Here is a 16459-nt window from a genome sequence, read left to right as displayed (position 1 = left end):
GGCGATGCGATTTTCCCGCCGGGACGGGCTCGAGCCCGTCCCGGCGGGAAAATCGCGGCCGAGGAGAACAGGATGCGCCAGCTCTTCTTCACGGATCTTTCGACGCTGCGGCAGTCTGTTACGGTTGATGGCGTCGTCCACAGGCTGTCGGTGGATGAAGTCGCAGCCGCCGAGAAGCTGAACCTCGTGGACGGCATGCCGTTCATTCTTGGCGATGACGACAGCTACGATCACGACCTGAACCGGTTCTTTCGAGCTTGCCCCACGTTGGGGGTTCGTTCGCCCAACAGCTTGCGCGCCTATGGTTGGGATATCCTGATCTGGATGCGCTTTCTTGCCGAGCGCCGAGACAACAGAGCCCTCTGGGCGGCTGATCGGCACGATGTCGCAGCCTTCCATGCGGCGCGACGTCTGGCGCTTCCTCCGGCGCGCATCTCGGCCGCGAGCTGGAACCGGTCGGTAGCAGCGCTCGACAAGCTTTACCGATGGGCTCTTGAAGAGGGAATGATCGCCAAATCGCCTTTCACCTATCGGCAATCATGGCGACGGACGAACGGCGGCGGGGCCATAGCGGTCGCTGCCAATGTTGCCACCGAGCGCGGCGCACGGACACGCGATATCCGGTTCCTTTCCCTGGATCGGTATCTCCTGTTTCGCGAGATCGGCTTGCGTGGTCGTCTTCCAGACGGGAGCGAGGATCCCACCTGGCAGGGCCGCAACAGCGAGCGCAATGCGTTGTTCGCCGAATTGCTCGTCACGACGGGCCTGCGGCTCCAGGAAGCGGCAAGTCTGCTCTGGATCGAGTTCCCGAGGACGGAGCCGGTCGGTGCATTGAGGAGCCGATCTTTCCGACTGGCGCCGGCCATTGCCAAGGGTAGCAAGGGGCGCGAGATCCGCTTGCCCGAGCGCGTGCTGAAGCGTCTGCATGAATACGCGGCGTTGGAACGGACCAATGTCCTCATGCGCCTTTCGCAACCGCGCAATAGGTCAATCGAACATCCGATCCGTGTCGTCAGCCACGATCGGGGAAGGCTCCTTCTGGAAAAGGACACAGTTCGAGCCAGTGTCGACGTGCTGGCGCCGCGCGAACGCAGCCGCTTGGTATGGGCGGAAACATCCGAACCATTGTGTCTTTGGCTGGCGGAAGGGGCGCGGCCCATGCCCCCGGCCGCTTGGGAGGTGGTCTTCCGGAGGGCAAGCGTACGGTGCAGGCGGTTCGGGATCGACCTCGACGTCACTCCGCACATGATGCGCCACACCTTTGCGGTTCATATGCTGTCGCTGCTCGTGCGTGAACAGATCGGATGGGTACTCGACGAACGCCGATCCCATATCGGCGCGGCGTACCGCCGCTTGATTGGCGATCCTCTTCTGAAGTTGCAGCGTTTGCTGGGCCATAGCCGCATCGAAAGCACTCACATCTACCTGGATTGCATGGAAGAAAGCCAGGAAATGATCGACGCTGCGGTCGAGGCCTGGGAACTGCGCGTTAATGCTGGTGGACCCCTGTGATGAAACGCGGTCGTCGTGCCACCTTCCCAGTTGGAATCGAATTGTTCGACACTCAAGAGGAAAATCCGCAAAATCCGCTCGTCTTCGTCCTTCGGACGGAAGATGCCGGGAGGATCGACGTCAATCTGTCTTCCTGGCCGCTGACGGCGCTGACCCATGAGGTTGCGCCATTCCTGCAGGAGTATCTCCACCGGATGGGGCCGGCACCACTCTGGAAAACCGCAGGCACCTTTATCCGCCGTCTGCGGCGGTTCTGGCTGTTCCTGGAAGGGGCGTCGGTAAAACCTCGTCGTCTCGACGACTTAACTCCGGCGGTAATCAATGCCTATGAGTGTTGGTTTCCACGCAGAACTGAGCCGGTTAGGCGCATAATTTCCATTGAGAATTGAGCCATGTGAACCTTCCCCCAACGCGGAGAGCGACGGGGGCAACGGAGTGATCCACATGGGACTTTTAAATATCATTCGTCGGATGGCGCTGCGTGAGAAGCAGTCGATCCGCGAGATCAGCCGGCGAACAGGGCTGTCGCGGAACACGATCGCGAAGTATCTGAACGCTGGTACAATCGAACCAACATTCACCGTACCGGAACGACCGAGCAAGCTTGATCCGTTTGCCGACAAGCTGGCGGCCTGGCTGAAGACCGAGGCCGGGAAGTCGCGCAAACAGCGACGAACACTGAAGCAGGTTCATGCCGACCTGGTGGCTCTCGGCTTTACCGGCTCCTATGGTCGGGTTGCCGCCTTCGCCCGTGATTGGCGAGCGGAACGACAACGTGAGCAGCAGACGACGGGCCGCGGCATATTTGTTCCGCTGTCTTTCCGCCCAGGCGAAGCATTCCAATTCGATTGGAGTGAGGACTATGCCGTCATTGGCGGCGAGCGCACAAAGCTGCAGGTCGCGCATATCAAGCTATCGCACAGTCGCGCGTTTTTGGTCAGGGCGTATCTGCTGCAGACGCACGAGATGCTGTTTGACGCCCATTGGCACGGCTTCCGTGTGTTCGGCGGCGTCCCTGCTCGCGGCATTTACGATAACATGAAAACCGCGGTCGATCGCGTCGGTCGTGGCAAGGAGCGACAGGTCAATATCCGTTTCCTCGCGATGACGAACCACTACGTCTTTGCGCCTGAGTTTTGCAATCCTGCCGCGGGCTGGGAGAAGGGCCAGGTCGAGAAGAATGTCCAGGATGCCCGGCCGCGACTGTGGCAACAGATGCCGGACTTTCCTGATCTGGCGGCATTGAATGCCTGGCTGGAACAGCATTGCCAGGACCTGTGGCGCGACACAGCACACGGCACCTTGCCCGGCACGATCGCGGACGTCTGGTCCGCGGAACAGCCAGCATTGATGGCGCTCCCCGCTGCGTTTGACGGCTTCGTCGAGCAGGGCAAACGTGTCTCTCCGACATGCCTGATCACCTTCGAGCGGAACCGCTATAGCGTGCCTGCATCGTTTGCGAACCGGCCTGTCAGCTTGCGAATCTATCCCGAGCGACTGGTCGTTGCGGCCGAGGGTAATGTCCTATGCGAACATCCGAGGGTGATTGAGCGCAGCCACGACAAACCGCCGCGGACGATTTACGACTGGCGACACTACCTTGCCGTCATTCAGCGCAAGCCCGGTGCCTTGCGCAATGGTGCGCCTTTCCTGGAATTGCCGCTGGCCTTTCGACAGTTGCAGGACCAGATGCTGCGTCGCCTGGGCGGCGATCGTGAGATGGCCGATATCCTTGCTCTGGTGCTTCATCACGACGAACAGGTCGTCGTCAGGGCTGTGGAGCTGGCTCTGGATCAAGGCGTCGCGACCAAGACGCATGTGCTGAACCTGCTGCATCGTCTGATCGATGGGAAGACGACTGACGGCCCCGACATCGACACGCCACAGGCGCTGACCTTGTTGCGTGAACCCAAGGCCAACGTCGAACGCTACGATGGCTTGCGTGTCCGGATCGTGGGAGGTCGCCATGCGTCATGATCCCGCAAGTGCCGCCGTCGTCATCATGCTGCGGAGCCTGAAGATGTATGGCATGGCCCAAGCCGTCACAGACCTGATTGAGCAAGGGGCTCCAGCTTTTGATGCGGCCGTGCCGATCCTGTCCCAGTTGCTGAAAGCCGAGATGGCCGAACGTGAGGTTCGCTCGATTGCCTATCACATGAAGGCTGCTCGCTTCCCAGCCTATAAGGACATCTCCGGGTTCGACTTCGCCGCCAGCGAAATCAACGAAGCGACGGTGCGCCAACTGCACCGATGCGAGTTCATGGACGGGGCGCAGAATATCGTGCTCGTCGGTGGGCCGGGCACAGGAAAAACACATGTCGCGACTGCCCTTGGGGTCCAGGCGATCGAGCATCACCGCCGGAAGGTCCGCTTCTTCTCGACCATCGAATTGGTCAATGCGCTCGAGCAGGAGAAGGCAAAGGGCAAGGCAGGTCAGATCGCCGAGACGCTGGTCCGTCTCGATCTGCTGATCCTCGATGAACTAGGATACCTTCCGTTCAGTGCTTCCGGCGGAGCGCTGCTCTTCCACCTGTTGAGCAAGCTCTATGAGCGCACCAGCGTCGTCATCACCACCAACCTCAGCTTCAGCGAATGGGCAACCGTCTTCGGCGACGCCAAGATGACGACAGCTTTGCTCGATCGCCTGACCCACCGTTGCCACATCCTGGAAACCGGTAACGACAGCTTCCGCTTCAAGGCCAGCTCGGCCGCAGCAGCACAGAAGAGAGGAGAAAAGGCCAATCCCTTGACCAAACCCTGATCAGAAAACCATACTCAGAGGTGGCTCACTTCTCGGTGGAAAAACCGGCTCAGTTCTGCGTGGAAACCAACAAGACGGTGTCTTCTACCGCTCGCCGCCATGGCGTTGCGCCCAATCTGCTTTACCGGTGGCGCAGGCTCTTAAGCGAGGGAGGTGCTGCAGCCGTGGGTTCTGACGAGCCGGTTGTCGGCAATTCGGAAGTGAAGAAGCTGGAGGATCGCGTTCGCGAGCTGGAGCGCATGCTCGGCCGCAAGACGATGGAGGTCGAAATCCTCCGCGAAGCATTATCCAAAGCAGACTCAAAAAAACGGATATCGCGGCCGATCTTGTTGCCGAAGGACGGTTCCCGATGAAGACCGTCGCCGACACGCTGGGCGTCTCCCGTTCCAACCTCGTCGAGCGCCTGAAAGGCAGATCGAAGCCGCGCGGGGCCTATCACAAGGCCGAGGATGCAGAGCTTCTGCCCACCATTCGAAGGCTGGTGGATCAAAGGCCAACCTATGGCTATCGGCGGATCGCAGCGCTCCTCAATCGCGAGAGGCGAGCCGCCGATATGCCTGTCGTCAACGCCAAGCGGGTTCATCGCATCATGGGCAACCACGCCATGCTGCTGGAGAAGCATACGGCCGTTCGCAAGGGCCGCATCCATGACGGCAAGGTCATGGTCATGCGCTCGAACCTGCGCTGGTGCTCCGACGGGCTGGAGTTCACCTGCTGGAATGGCGAGGTCATTCGTCTCGCCTTCATCATCGATGCGTATTCCGATGATGCCGGACGGTTATTCCGACGCGAAGCCGGACAGGCATTCCAATTTGATGCCGGACACTGTTCCGATCTGAAGCCGGACGCGGCAAGTTGCCTTTGGGTCTGATTGATGATTGCCGTTGAGGCAGTGGTGGGTCAAGCGACGGTTGTGTCGGATATGGACACGGCGCGCTGTTTGCGCAGGCTCTCCCCAGATAATTCGATGCGATAGGCATTGTGCACGAGGCGGTCGAGAATGGCGTCGGCGATGGTGGCGTTGCCGATCATGTCATACCAGTGGTCGACGGGAATCTGGCTGGTGATGATGGTTGAGCGCCGCTCGTATCGATCCTCGACGATCTCCAGAAGATCACGGCGCTGTTCGTCGTTGAGCTTCTCCGGCCCCCAGTCATCGAGGATGAGCAGATCGGTTCTGGCCAGCGACTTGATCAGTCTGGTGTATCGTCCGTCCCCGCGGGCCAGCGCGAGGGCGGCGAAGAGCCGGGGAACGCGGTGGTAGGCGACGGAAAGATCCTCGCGGCAGGCCTTATGCCCGAGAGCACAGGCCAGCCAACTCTTCCCGACGCCGGCCGGCCCGATGAGGAGCAGGCTATGGTGCTGCCTGATCCAGTCGCAACCGGACAGCTTGAGGAAGAGATTGCGGTCGAGGCCGCGGGCAGCGCGGAAGTCGATGTTCTCGACCTGGGCGTCATGGCGCAATTTTGCGGCGCGCGCCCTGGCCTCGAAGCGCTTCTGGCGGCGCGTCGTCATCTCCCGCTCGAGCAGAAGGGTGAGCCACTCTCCATGCTGGAGGCTTTGGGCCTCCGGCTGCTGATCGAGTTCCTGGAAAGCGGACGCCATACCGGAAAGGCCGAGGGCGCGCAGGGTGTCGAGGGTGGGATTGGTCAGCATGGTCGATTGTCTCCTTAGTGAAAGTAGCCGGGGCCGCGAAGATTGGCGTGTTCGCCGACGGCGGCCGGTTCAGCGGAATGGCGGGGTGTTTTGTAGCTTTTGATGAGCGCGCCGATGCTTTTGCAGGTCAGCCCGCCGATCTCGACGGCGCGGGCCGAGACGGCCTCGGCCTGGGCGGCGCTGATGGCGCGGTAGAGCCCGAGAACCCCGAGGCAGGTTCGGAACCCCTGTTCTGGATGCGGCCGGCTGGCAAGGATCGCGACGATCAGGCCCTCGGTGTGCGGGCCGATCGATGCGGCCCAGCGTCGGAAGCGTTCCGGCGACCATTCGGCATATCGGCGATGCGAACTGGGCATGTGATCCGGATCGGTCCCGAAGCGTGAACCGCCGTATCGGCGCTGATGAGCCGCAATCCGCTGGCCTTTGAGGAATATCTCGATGGTGCGGCTCGTGGCCCTGACATCCACCTGCTGGCGGATAAGATGGTGGGGCACGGAATAGAAGTAACGCTCGAACTCGACATGGTAGTCCGTCGAGACCCGCGCCAGACGCCATTCGGCGAACTCGTAATCCTGCGCCGGAAGTGCTGCCAGCGCGGTGCGCTCCATCGCCTCGAACATGTCCCGGCGGCTTTGGCCGAGCCGGCGCATGACATGGGTGTTGATCCGCTCGACGGCTCCGACGATGGCGGCATTGGCCTCGGCCAGCGAGAAGAAGGTCTGGTTGCGCAAGCGGCCGAGAATGCAGGTTTGGGCGAAACGCACGCCACTTTCGACCTTTGCCTTGTCTTTGGGGCGCTTCGGGCGGGCAGGCAGAACGCCGACGCCATAATGCGCCGCCATCATGCCGTAGGTGCGGTTGATCTCGGGATCGTAGAAGCTGGCCTTGTTCACGCCGGACTTCAGATTGTCGGGAACGAGGAGCCGCGGGACGCCGCCGAAGAAGCGGAACATGCGCACATGCGAGCCGATCCAGTCCGGCAGGGCCTGGCTCCAGGTTACCTCCGCGAAGGTGTAGCTCGACGCACCCAGCACGCCGAGGAAGATCTCCGCCTCGCGGATCTCGCCGGTCTTGCCGTCGACGATCGGCAGCGTCTTGCCGGAATAGTCGACGAACACCTTGTCGCCGGCAACATGTTCCTGGCGCATCGTGGGCGAAAGCCGCTGCTCGAAACTGCGGAACAGCTCGCAGAACCGGCTGTAGCCGTAGCCATCAGGATGAATCGCGCGATATTCCTCCCAAAGGATCTGTAGGGTCACGGCCGGCTTCTTCAGCTCGACCGCCAGCGCGCTCCAATCGGGTTCCACCCGCCGGCGCAGGCCCTGCTTGACGCCCTGTCGGGAGAATAGCCGGCGCTCGATGACGTCGTCCGTCAGGTCTCCGGACAAGGGCCAGCTCAGTCCGGCCGCTCTCGCACGCTCAAGGTTATCCTGCACCGTGCTGCGGGCAAGCCCCAGCATCATGGCAATATCGCGCACGCTCACGTCGTCCGAGCAAAGCCGAAGCATTTGTCGTAGTTGTCTCATGGTCAGCCTTCTCTTCGCCGGCATCAGCATCTCCTCGTTCGTCACGAGGAAACACATGCCAAGGTTGCTGACCCAAAGGCATCGGTGGACCGCCTAAACTGTCCGGTTATTTATCGGAATCGCGTCCGGCTTCATGTCGGAATGGCGTCCGGTTTTTGATCGGAACACCGTCCGGTTAATTCCCGGAATCCGCAATCATCGATGCCTTCGACCGGGAGATCATCGCCTGGACTGCGGTCGCGAATGCAGGCATCTCCGGCTCCGACGTGCGCGACATGATGCTGGAGGCGGTCGAGAAGCGGTTCGCAGCGACGCGAGCCCCGAACGCAATTGAGCATCTCTCGGACAATGGCTCGGCTTACACCGCACGGGACACGAAGCTGTTTGCCCAGGCGCTCAATCTGACACCCTGCTTCACTCCTGTCGCGAGCCCTCAGTCGAATGGTATGTCCGAGGCGTTCGTCAAAACCCTGAAGCGGGATTACATCCGCATATCGACTATACCGGACGCCGAAACAGCGCTCCGGCTCATCGACGGATGGATCGAGGATTACAACGAGATCCATCCCCACTCCGCGCTCAAGATGGCTTCCCCACGGCAGTTCATCAGGGCTAAATCAAACTAGCCGACATGTCCGGCGAAACGGGGTGCACTCCATGAGGTCGCTAGTGGGCGCGGCGTCGATCTGATCGTTCGGCTTAGCGAGCTTGCTCAAAGCAAGATCTGTTGCCGGCGTTCGTTTAGCCTCGGGTAACTGCTGGTCGCAATCCCATAGCATGAAGGTTGGAATACCCAGCTCGCGAAAAATCACATAGGGACGATCGAGATTGGCTTTGCCTTCGGTTGACAGGATGGCGATGCCGGCCGCCTCGAAATTCACGCCGAGCATCCGCGCCGTCGCGGTGAGCGCCGCTTTATCGCTTCGGCCCTCAACCAGAATCACACCGGTGGCGAAAAAGCCTTCGGCCAATTCAGCACCGAGAATGTGCAACCGCGGCATCAAAGTCTGTGCACTGAAAGTGCCAGCGGGCTTATTCCAGCCGCGTTCGAGCTTCTGCGCAACGGTGCCGAGATCCAGCGCTTGCAGGCTGCATTGCTTGAATTCACTGTCGTCACAATGCGAGCGCCGGGTAAGCCTGATCTCGTCGGCCTTCCCCATCGAAATGAACATTGGCGAGTGCGAACCGAAGATAACCTGTGTGTGGCCCTGCGCGCCAGGGAGCGTACCGCTACTCAAGCCCCGCAGCACTTCCGCGAAGTGCCGCTGTTTGGTCGGATGCTGATACAGTTCGGGTTCTTCAATTGCGAGGATAAGCGTCGGTGCCTGCGCCATGACCGCAGCCGCAGCCGCAGCGGGCGCGTCATCACTGCCGTCAACGTCACTATCAGGGGGTGCCTCGTCGCCCTCCGGCACGGCAGTTCGCGCAAGATGCTGGAGAAGTGTAAAGATGAAGGCACGCTGGAGGCCGTGACCTTGCCTGTCCACCGGTCCACCGAAGCCTTCGTCCTTGAGAAACACATCCGCCATTGGCAACGGGACTGGCATCTCGCCGACCTCGCGCCAGGCCAACGAAACTTCAGCATCTTGATACAAACCCCGCAGGTCGGCGGTGAGGGTCCCAGCGAGCGCACCGAGTTCAGGCATATTTTCGGCGGATACCAAGGCCTGGTAGGCCTCGGTCAACTGCGCCTTGAACGCTTGAACGTCCGGCCGCTGAAGGATCTGACTGCGCACTAGCAGTTCGAGTAGTTTGCCGATGACGCTCGTCTTGCCGTCCGCCGCGTCCGCTGATGCGTCGCGAACCGCCGGAATGAACACGAAGCTCGTGTGCTGCTGGAGCTTGCCTCGGCTGTTGTTCTGGAATCCGAAAAACTGACCATCGTCGGGCAGCAGCACCAACTGATCGGGATGCTCAGCCTCCCAGGTTAGCATCGCCTGGTCGACCGCTGCCGCACTGCCAGCAGTGGGAAGGTCGGCGTAGAGTGGGTTATTCTCGCGCAGGGCATTATAAGCAGCGCGCTTGGGTGTGGCTGCGGAATGAGCCCGAACAGCGACGAAGTCGGGAATCTGTGGAACGACACCATGATAGCGTCCACTTGATGGACCTCCGTCAAAAATGCGGGTGACGACCAACCTACCATCCCGCACCCGATCCTCGAACGCTGCGGCTTCTTGCTCGCTAAGCTGGTGAAAGGTTAGTTCAATCTCGATCGGCTGCCCTTGATCGCGTCCAAAGAAATCGTCAGCGTCGCAGTTTTTCGTAGTCGAGTAGAACTTCTCGATAGCCTTCAAGATTGAAGACTTTCCTGCGCCATTGCCGCCGATCAATGCGGTGTGTGCGCCAAAAACGACTTCGACATCGCGAAGTGAACGGAAATTTCTGATGCGAGCACGCTCAAGCTGCATGGCATTTTCCCCCGAGTACACCAGTTGTCGAATCCGAGCGGCGGGAATGCAAGTGCGATGAACAGCTACTCCATCAAGTCGCGCCTACCTCGCACGGCAAAGCCTTGGTCACACTGGGCGCTGAAAAGCTGCTTCCAGGATCAGCGGATCATCGTCGAAACGACAGAGAAGGGGCGCACAGTGAGTTAGTTTGATCTCGCCAGGCGGTCGACGGCGTGGAACTAACGTCTACGGGTTGCACCACCATTCTTCGCCATCGGGCCAGGGTCTGGCCAGCCTTTCGGCAATCAGGATGTCACCGATGTCGCGACCACCGATTCTGATCGTCACGAGCGTCCGCGTGCCGGTGTTGTCCGGCTCTCCATATTCGACGGTCCAGTCGTGCGAGTTCAGCAGCTCGATCACCCGATCACTGGCTCGGTGTGCCAGCGCGATTTCGGCGTCGCCACCACAGATGTGGGTTTGCGGTTCCGGGGTGTCGTAGCCTTCCATGCGCAGCTTTTCCCCGTCGATCCAGATCGTGTCGCCATCAACGAGGCAATATTCGTCGGCGGTACGGGCCTGGCCGGGAACGCACTTCGCAATCTGCGGCCGAGGCTGAGCCTTGGCAGGTTCGGGCATGCCGCCGACCGCCCAGAATAGCGCGAAGGAAAGCACGAACATCTGCCAGTGGAATGTGGGCAATGGGGGAGGACGAATTTGCATGGGCGGATCTGATCTACTTCAATCTGACTGAAGGGGCGGATCGCTACGGTTGGAGGCCAACCAAGCTTTCACCCACCGCCCTCGCCGAGCGAGGCAGCGATGTCGCTGATCGAGCGGAGCAGAACCAGGGGATCATCCCTGGAAGGCTCGAAGCCACGCCGCCTCCAGAACTTGGCCGCCTCCCCGTCGACGGCGTTGACCAGCAAGGCCCGCCCGCCGATCAGCGATGCGGCCTGAACGCAGCGCTGGAGAGCATGCTTCACAAGACCGGTCCCGATGCCCAGCCCTGCCCATCCGGTGTCGGTTGCGAGTTGGCCGAGCAGCATACAGGGGACCGGGTTGGGCGGCTGCCCCGTCCTGATCGAACGCGGCAGAACCGAAGGCACCACACCGGTAGGCGCGAGGCCGTAGAAGCCGACCACGCGCCCAGCCTCATGCACGACGAGGACGGCGGTGAAGCCCTTCTGCTGATTGGAGAGGGCGCGTGATTTCAGCCAGTGGTCAAGCGTGGGCTTGCCACAGGTGAACTCGGACACATCGTGTTCGGCAGAGAGCGGTTCAGGACCCGAAAGGTGCAAGAGCTTACCGCTTCGCCACGTAGCCGGGCTCCCATGGCGCGGGCCGCTTCAGAACGTCTACCATCTCCGGAACGGGAGCGGCCGGACGCGCCAGCACATCCATGAACTCGGCGAAGCCCTCCGGGCTCATCCGGATCAGGCCCTGCTCCATGACGACCTCCTCGGCCGCGCGCACAGCGGCGTCGCGCACGAAATCGGTGCGCGAGCGGCCGCGCAAGCTGGCGGCGCGATCGATCATTGCGACATCCGCCTCGGGCAAGCGCATCGAGATCGGGTATTCCTTGCGTTCGGCGGTCGTGGCCATGGCGAATCTCCTTGGTCGGCATATAGCGCCTTGTATCGCGAATTACAATACGATAAGGTTGCGCCTACAGTCAATGACCTCATGAGGAGAGGCGACGAGGCCAATGATGACCGGGCCAGCGAGGGATTCCGATAGGTTATTTTGCTACGCCATGGCTCGCCAGGACACGCTGAGCTACGCGATAGCACGCTCACCCGCGCCAATTGCCGCCGAATATTCGCCTTCAATTTCCGTTGCTTATGCTTCCCTCGGGGCGAATGCTGCAAGTTATGACCTTGCGAGCCCCAGGAAACCCGGCAAAGATGACAGGAGGAGAGCGCGAAGCGCTGCTCGAATCCTTGCTGCTGGACGTGCCGGAGCTGACGTTTACGCCACGCGGCAATCCCGACCCACGCCTTCTGCGACTGGTCGGCATCCTGGCGAGGCAGGCGGCGCAGGAGTGCTATGCAGAGGAAGTGATGATGTCACGGCAAAGGAGGAAGCGCTCCTCCTGATATGGATGGGAGCCAAGTTTTGAAAGTCGCGATCTACGCTCGCTATTCTTCCGACAATCAACGCGACGCTTCCATCGCCGACCAGTTCCGTATGTGCCGTCTCCATGCCGAGAAGCAGGGCTGGCACATCGTCGAGGAGTATTCGGACCACGCGATCTCCGGCGCCTCGCTGATCCGGCCGGGCATTCAGGCGCTCATGGCCGACGCAATGGGCGGCCGCTTTGACCTGATCCTCGCCGAGGCGATGGACCGCCTCTCCCGCGACCAGGAAGACATCGCGGGCATCTTCAAGCGCATGTCCTATGCCGACGTGAAGATGTTCACCCTGTCGGAAGGCGAGGTGACGCATCTGCATGTCGGCCTCAAGGGCACGATGAATGCGCTGTTCCTGAAGGATCTGGCCGACAAGACCCGCCGCGGGCAGCGCGGCCGCGTCGAGGCAGGCAAATCGGGTGGCGGCAATGCCTATGGCTACGATGTGGTCAAGAAGTTCGATGCGAACGGCGAGCCGATCCGCGGCGATCGCACCATCAACGAATTCCAGGCCGAAGTCGTGCGCCGCATCTTCCGCGACTATGCCGCCGGCAAATCGGCCAAGACCATCGCCTTCGCCCTGAACAAGGAAGGCATTCCCGCTCCGTCAGGCGGCGACTGGGGCTTCAGCACGATCAACGGCAACCCGAAACGGGGCAACGGCATCCTCAACAATGAGATGTATGTCGGCAAGATCGTCTGGAACCGACAGCGCTTCGTCAAAGATCCGAGCACCGGCAAGCGGCAGGCCCGCCCCAACCCGGAAGAGGAATGGGTCATCCAGGAGGCGCCGGAGCTGCGCATTCTCGACGACGACCTCTGGAGCGCGGTGAAGGCGCGACAGGAAAAGAACAAGATCGCACGGAAGGAAAACGGCGAGGCCGATCTCTCCCGGATCAATACCCGCCGCCGTCCCAAATACCTCTTCTCGGGACTGACCAAATGTTCCTGCTGTGGTGGCGGCTATTCCGCGATTTCGGCGACGCTGATCGGATGTGCGACAGCGCGCAACAAGGGGACCTGCAACAACCGGGTCAACATCCGCCGCGACGAGCTTGAATCGCGTGTACTCAATGCGCTGCGCACCAAGCTCGTCGATCCGGAGCTCTTCGCCCATTTCTGCGAGGTCTTCACGCAGGAGATGAACCGCCTGCGCATGGAAGGCCGTGCGGGTATCGCGTCGGCCGAGGCGGAACTGGCCAAGGTCAACCGAGAACTGGAAAAGATCCTCGACCTGTACCTGAGCGACGCCCTTTCGGTCGACATGGTGAAAGAACGCAGCAAGAAGCTCGAGGCCCGAAAGACCGAACTGGAACAGTTCCTGGCCGAAGCCGACGAGCCGCCACCGCTGCTGCACCCGAGCATGGCACTGCAATACCGCAAGCGGGTCCAACAGCTTTACGACGCTCTGCAGGACGAAGATGAGGGGAAGCGGATCGAGGCCGCCGACACGCTGCGCTCGCTCGTGGATCAGATCGTGCTGACCCCAGTCGACGGCAAGGTGGAGATCGACGTTCAGGGCGATCTCGCTGGAATCCTTACGATTTCCACGCAAAGCAAAAACCCCGCAGCGGGTGCTACGGGGTCGCAAGTAAAGATGGTTGCGGGGGCAGGATTTGAACCTGCGGCCTTCAGGTTATGAGCCTGACGAGCTACCGGGCTGCTCCACCCCGCGTTATCCGGTTTTTGCTCGGTTTTTGCCGAAGGCAAATACCGTTTCTTGCAATGCAGAAAGGCCGCTTTTGGGCGGCCCTTCGTTTCGGCAGGGCCGAAGATGTGTCGAGAAGATGGGTCCCTTGACTTGCAAGGGACTGTGTTGAGATTGCCTTTAGCAGACCTGGCAGCGACCTACTCTCCCGCGTCTTGAGACGAAGTACCATTGGCGCTGGGGCGTTTCACGGCCGTGTTCGGAATGGGAACGGGTGCGGCCACCCCGCCATGACCACCAGGTCGGCTAAGGGCAATCTTTGAGAAGCTGGTAGAAGGCCTGGCCTTCGTTTGTCTTTGTGAACACGTCTTTGAACCTTTCTGCTACGCCTTCGGCCAGGGGCCGCAAGCGCAGAGCGCGTCGCCGGTTGTCCGGCGCGCCGTCCTTGGGGCGCAGCGATCGTCAGATCGCGGTGCGCCTGTGAGGACAAAGGTCTTGCTCATCTTCGATGAGCATATTCAATGAGAACGATCAAGCCAATCGAGCGATTAGTACCGGTAAGCTTCACACATTGCTGCGCTTCCACACCCGGCCTATCAACGTGGTCGTCTTCCACGGCTCTCAAGGGAATACTCGTTTTCAGGTGGGTTTCCCGCTTAGATGCCTTCAGCGGTTATCCCTTCCATATATAGCTACCCTGCTATGCCCTTGGCAGGACAACAGGTCCACCAGAGATATGTCCATCCCGGTCCTCTCGTACTAGGGACAGATCCTGTCAATATTCCTACACCCACGGCAGATAGGGACCGAACTGTCTCACGACGTTCTGAACCCAGCTCACGTACCGCTTTAATTGGCGAACAGCCAAACCCTTGGGACCTGCTCCAGCCCCAGGATGCGATGAGCCGACATCGAGGTGCCAAACAACCCCGTCGATATGGACTCTTGGGGGTCATCAGCCTGTTATCCCCGGCGTACCTTTTATCCGTTGAGCGATGGCCCTTCCACGCGGGACCACCGGATCACTATGACCGACTTTCGTCTCTGCTCGACTTGTCAGTCTCGCAGTCAGGCGGGCTTATGCCATTGCACTCGACGACCGATTTCCGACCGGTCTGAGCCCACCATCGCGCGCCTCCGTTACTCTTTCGGAGGCGACCGCCCCAGTCAAACTACCCACCATACACTGTCCCGGACCCGGATGACGGGCCGCGGTTAGACATCCATGACGATAAGGGTGGTATTTCAAGGATGGCTCCACGCAAACTGGCGTCCGCGCTTCAAAGCCTACCACCTATCCTACACATGCCGACACGAATGCCAGTGTAAAGCTATAGTAAAGGTGCACGGGGTCTTTCCGTCTAACCGCAGGAACCCCGCATCTTCACGGGGAATTCAATTTCACTGAGTCTCTGCTGGAGACAGCGGGGAAGTCGTTACGCCATTCGTGCAGGTCGGAACTTACCCGACAAGGAATTTCGCTACCTTAGGACCGTTATAGTTACGGCCGCCGTTTACTGGGGCTTCGATTCAAAGCTTGCACCTCTCCTCTTAACCTTCCAGCACCGGGCAGGCGTCAGACCCTATACGTCGTCTTGCGACTTCGCAGAGCCCTGTGTTTTTGATAAACAGTCGCTACCCCCTGGTCTGTGCCACCCCAACTCACTTGCGTAAATTGGGGTCACGCTTCTTCCGAAGTTACGCGTGCAATTTGCCGAGTTCCTTCAGCAGAGTTCTCTCAAGCGCCTTGGTATGCTCTACCTGACCACCTGTGTCGGTTTCGGGTACGGTCTATACGGTGGAGCTATTTCCTGGAACCGCTTCCCTGCAAGGATAATCCAATAAACCCTTACAAGTTACGCAATCCGTCACTACCACCAGGCCCACGAATATTAACGTGGTTCCCATCGACTACGCGTGTCCGCCTCGTCTTAGGGGCCGGCTAACCCTGCTCAGATTAACTTTAAGCAGGAACCCTTGGTCTTTCGGCGAGGGGGTCTCTCACCCCCTTTATCGTTACTCATGTCAACATTCGCACTTCCGATACCTCCAGGGCTCCTCACGGATACCCCTTCGCAGGCTTACGGAACGCTCCGCTACCACTGGACTTGCGTCCAATCCTCAGCTTCGGTGCATGGCTTTAGCCCCGTTACATTTTCGGCGCAAAGACCCTTATTTAGACCAGTGAGCTGTTACGCTTTCTTTAAATGATGGCTGCTTCTAAGCCAACATCCTGGTTGTTTTGGGATCCTCACATCCTTTCCCACTTAGCCATGACTTGGGGACCTTAGCTGGAGGTCAGGGTTGTTGCCCTTTTCACGACGGACGTTAGCACCCGCCGTGTGTCTGCCGACTAGTACTCCTCGGTATTCGGAGTTTGGTTAGGATCAGTAAGACGGTGAGTCCCCATAGCCCATCCAGTGCTCTACCCCCGAGGGTATTCGGTCGACGCTCTACCTAAATAGATTTCGCGGAGAACCAGCTATCTCCGAGTTTGATTGGCCTTTCACCCCTAGCCACAAGTCATCCCAATCTATTGCAACAGATGCGGGTTCGGTCCTCCAGTTGGTGTTACCCAACCTTCAACCTGCTCATGGCTAGATCACTCGGTTTCGGGTCTAATGCGTCGAACTGAACGCCCTGTTCAGACTCGCTTTCGCTGCGCCTACACCTACCGGCTTAAGCTTGCTCGACACACTAAGTCGTTGACCCATTATACAAAAGGTACGCCGTCAGGCTTGCGCCCTCCGACTGCTTGTAGGCAACCGGTTTCAGGTTCTATTTCACTCCCCTTGTCGGGGTGCTTTTCACCTTTCCCTCACGGTACTTGTTCG

Annotated in this window: 11 protein-coding genes, 1 tRNA gene, 2 rRNA genes and 2 pseudogenes (1 of these 16 running past the window's edge); 7 read left to right on the top strand and 9 right to left on the bottom strand. The window is 60.0% G+C overall.

Going from position 1 to position 16459, the window contains the following annotated elements; translation table 11 throughout:
* Nucleotides 1-72 precede the first annotated feature (72 nt).
* The 5 genes and pseudogenes from shn_RS02230 to shn_RS35675 all read left to right on the top strand — a co-directional run.
* Nucleotides 73-1512, top strand: a complete 1440-nt coding sequence (locus shn_RS02230) for a tyrosine-type recombinase/integrase (protein WP_064328975.1) — start codon at nt 73-75, stop codon at nt 1510-1512.
* Nucleotides 1512-1901 carry a hypothetical protein gene (locus shn_RS34835; protein WP_245337354.1) on the top strand — a complete coding sequence of 130 codons (390 nt, stop codon included), beginning with the start codon at nt 1512-1514 and terminating at the stop codon, nt 1899-1901. The genes shn_RS02230 and shn_RS34835 overlap by 1 nt, the downstream gene beginning before the upstream one ends.
* Before the next feature lie 55 nt (nt 1902-1956).
* Nucleotides 1957-3489, top strand: a complete 1533-nt coding sequence (gene istA / locus shn_RS02225) for an IS21 family transposase (RefSeq protein WP_145925847.1) — start codon at nt 1957-1959, stop codon at nt 3487-3489.
* Nucleotides 3479-4273: an IS21-like element helper ATPase IstB gene (gene istB, locus shn_RS02220; RefSeq protein ID WP_064328778.1), complete on the top strand. Its 795-nt coding sequence runs from the start codon at nt 3479-3481 to the stop codon at nt 4271-4273. The genes istA (shn_RS02225) and istB (shn_RS02220) overlap by 11 nt, the downstream gene beginning before the upstream one ends.
* 59 nt (nt 4274-4332) lie before the next feature.
* Nucleotides 4333-5033 (top strand): annotated as a pseudogene (locus shn_RS35675) (transposase); the annotation flags it as partial.
* A gap of 140 nt (nt 5034-5173) precedes the next feature.
* On the opposite strand, the gene istB (shn_RS02205) reads toward shn_RS35675, so the two are convergent.
* Both istB (shn_RS02205) and istA (shn_RS02200) read right to left on the bottom strand, forming a co-directional pair.
* Nucleotides 5174-5929: an IS21-like element helper ATPase IstB gene (istB, locus tag shn_RS02205; RefSeq protein ID WP_035089229.1), complete on the bottom strand. Its 756-nt coding sequence runs from the start codon at nt 5927-5929 to the stop codon at nt 5174-5176.
* A gap of 14 nt (nt 5930-5943) precedes the next feature.
* Nucleotides 5944-7455 carry an IS21 family transposase gene (istA, locus tag shn_RS02200; RefSeq protein ID WP_371328596.1) on the bottom strand — a complete coding sequence of 504 codons (1512 nt, stop codon included), beginning with the start codon at nt 7453-7455 and terminating at the stop codon, nt 5944-5946.
* Nucleotides 7456-7649: 194 nt separating this feature from the next.
* Between istA (shn_RS02200) and shn_RS02195 the strand changes: the two are divergent.
* A pseudogene (locus tag shn_RS02195) lies at nt 7650-8081 on the top strand (integrase core domain-containing protein); the annotation flags it as partial.
* Here the strand turns inward: shn_RS02195 and shn_RS02190 are convergent.
* The 4 genes from shn_RS02190 to shn_RS02175 all read right to left on the bottom strand — a co-directional run bounded on the left by shn_RS02190 (nt 8073) and on the right by shn_RS02175 (nt 11450).
* Nucleotides 8073-9863 carry an ATP-dependent endonuclease gene (locus shn_RS02190; RefSeq protein WP_245337352.1) on the bottom strand — a complete coding sequence of 597 codons (1791 nt, stop codon included), beginning with the start codon at nt 9861-9863 and terminating at the stop codon, nt 8073-8075. The pseudogene shn_RS02195 and the gene shn_RS02190 overlap by 9 nt on opposite strands.
* 228 nt (nt 9864-10091) lie before the next feature.
* Nucleotides 10092-10568, bottom strand: a complete 477-nt coding sequence (locus tag shn_RS02185) for a thermonuclease family protein (RefSeq protein WP_012092582.1) — start codon at nt 10566-10568, stop codon at nt 10092-10094.
* 68 nt (nt 10569-10636) lie between these two features.
* Nucleotides 10637-11146 carry a GNAT family N-acetyltransferase gene (locus tag shn_RS02180; protein ID WP_012092581.1) on the bottom strand — a complete coding sequence of 170 codons (510 nt, stop codon included), beginning with the start codon at nt 11144-11146 and terminating at the stop codon, nt 10637-10639.
* 4 nt (nt 11147-11150) lie between these two features.
* Nucleotides 11151-11450 (bottom strand): DUF1778 domain-containing protein, encoded by a 300-nt coding sequence (locus shn_RS02175; RefSeq protein WP_012092580.1) that lies wholly within the window; start codon nt 11448-11450, stop codon nt 11151-11153.
* Between the two features lie 495 nt (nt 11451-11945).
* On the opposite strand from shn_RS02175, the gene shn_RS02165 reads away from it, so the two are divergent.
* Nucleotides 11946-13619, top strand: a complete 1674-nt coding sequence (locus shn_RS02165) for a recombinase family protein (protein ID WP_235823042.1) — start codon at nt 11946-11948, stop codon at nt 13617-13619.
* On the opposite strand, the gene shn_RS02160 is transcribed toward shn_RS02165, so the two are convergent.
* From shn_RS02160 to shn_RS02150, 3 genes are all read right to left on the bottom strand, one after another.
* A tRNA-Met gene (locus tag shn_RS02160) sits at nt 13576-13652 on the bottom strand. The genes shn_RS02165 and shn_RS02160 overlap by 44 nt on opposite strands.
* 160 nt (nt 13653-13812) lie before the next feature.
* Nucleotides 13813-13927, bottom strand: a 5S ribosomal RNA gene (rrf, locus tag shn_RS02155).
* Nucleotides 13928-14152: 225 nt separating this feature from the next.
* Nucleotides 14153-16459: ribosomal RNA gene (locus tag shn_RS02150) — 23S ribosomal RNA — on the bottom strand; it runs 489 nt beyond the window's last position.

This window comes from Shinella sp. HZN7, from assembly GCF_001652565.1.
In the GTDB taxonomy this organism is placed as follows: Bacteria; Pseudomonadota; Alphaproteobacteria; order Rhizobiales; family Rhizobiaceae; genus Shinella; species Shinella granuli.
This window is presented reverse-complemented; position numbering and strand designations above follow the sequence as displayed.

Bases quoted from the DNA above. Each gene is read 5' to 3' on its own strand.
- shn_RS02230 (WP_064328975.1), top strand. From the start codon at position 73: ATGCGCCAGCTCTTCTTCACGGATCTTTCGACGCTGCGGCAGTCTGTT.
- shn_RS34835 (WP_245337354.1), top strand. From the start codon at position 1,512: ATGAAACGCGGTCGTCGTGCCACCTTCCCAGTTGGAATCGAATTGTTC.
- istA (WP_145925847.1), top strand. From the start codon at position 1,957: ATGGGACTTTTAAATATCATTCGTCGGATGGCGCTGCGTGAGAAGCAG.
- istB (WP_064328778.1), top strand. From the start codon at position 3,479: ATGCGTCATGATCCCGCAAGTGCCGCCGTCGTCATCATGCTGCGGAGC.
- istB (WP_035089229.1), bottom strand. From the start codon at position 5,929: ATGCTGACCAATCCCACCCTCGACACCCTGCGCGCCCTCGGCCTTTCC.
- istA (WP_371328596.1), bottom strand. From the start codon at position 7,455: ATGAGACAACTACGACAAATGCTTCGGCTTTGCTCGGACGACGTGAGC.
- shn_RS02190 (WP_245337352.1), bottom strand. From the start codon at position 9,863: ATGCAGCTTGAGCGTGCTCGCATCAGAAATTTCCGTTCACTTCGCGAT.
- shn_RS02185 (WP_012092582.1), bottom strand. From the start codon at position 10,568: ATGCAAATTCGTCCTCCCCCATTGCCCACATTCCACTGGCAGATGTTC.
- shn_RS02175 (WP_012092580.1), bottom strand. From the start codon at position 11,450: ATGGCCACGACCGCCGAACGCAAGGAATACCCGATCTCGATGCGCTTG.
- shn_RS02165 (WP_235823042.1), top strand. From the start codon at position 11,946: ATGGATGGGAGCCAAGTTTTGAAAGTCGCGATCTACGCTCGCTATTCT.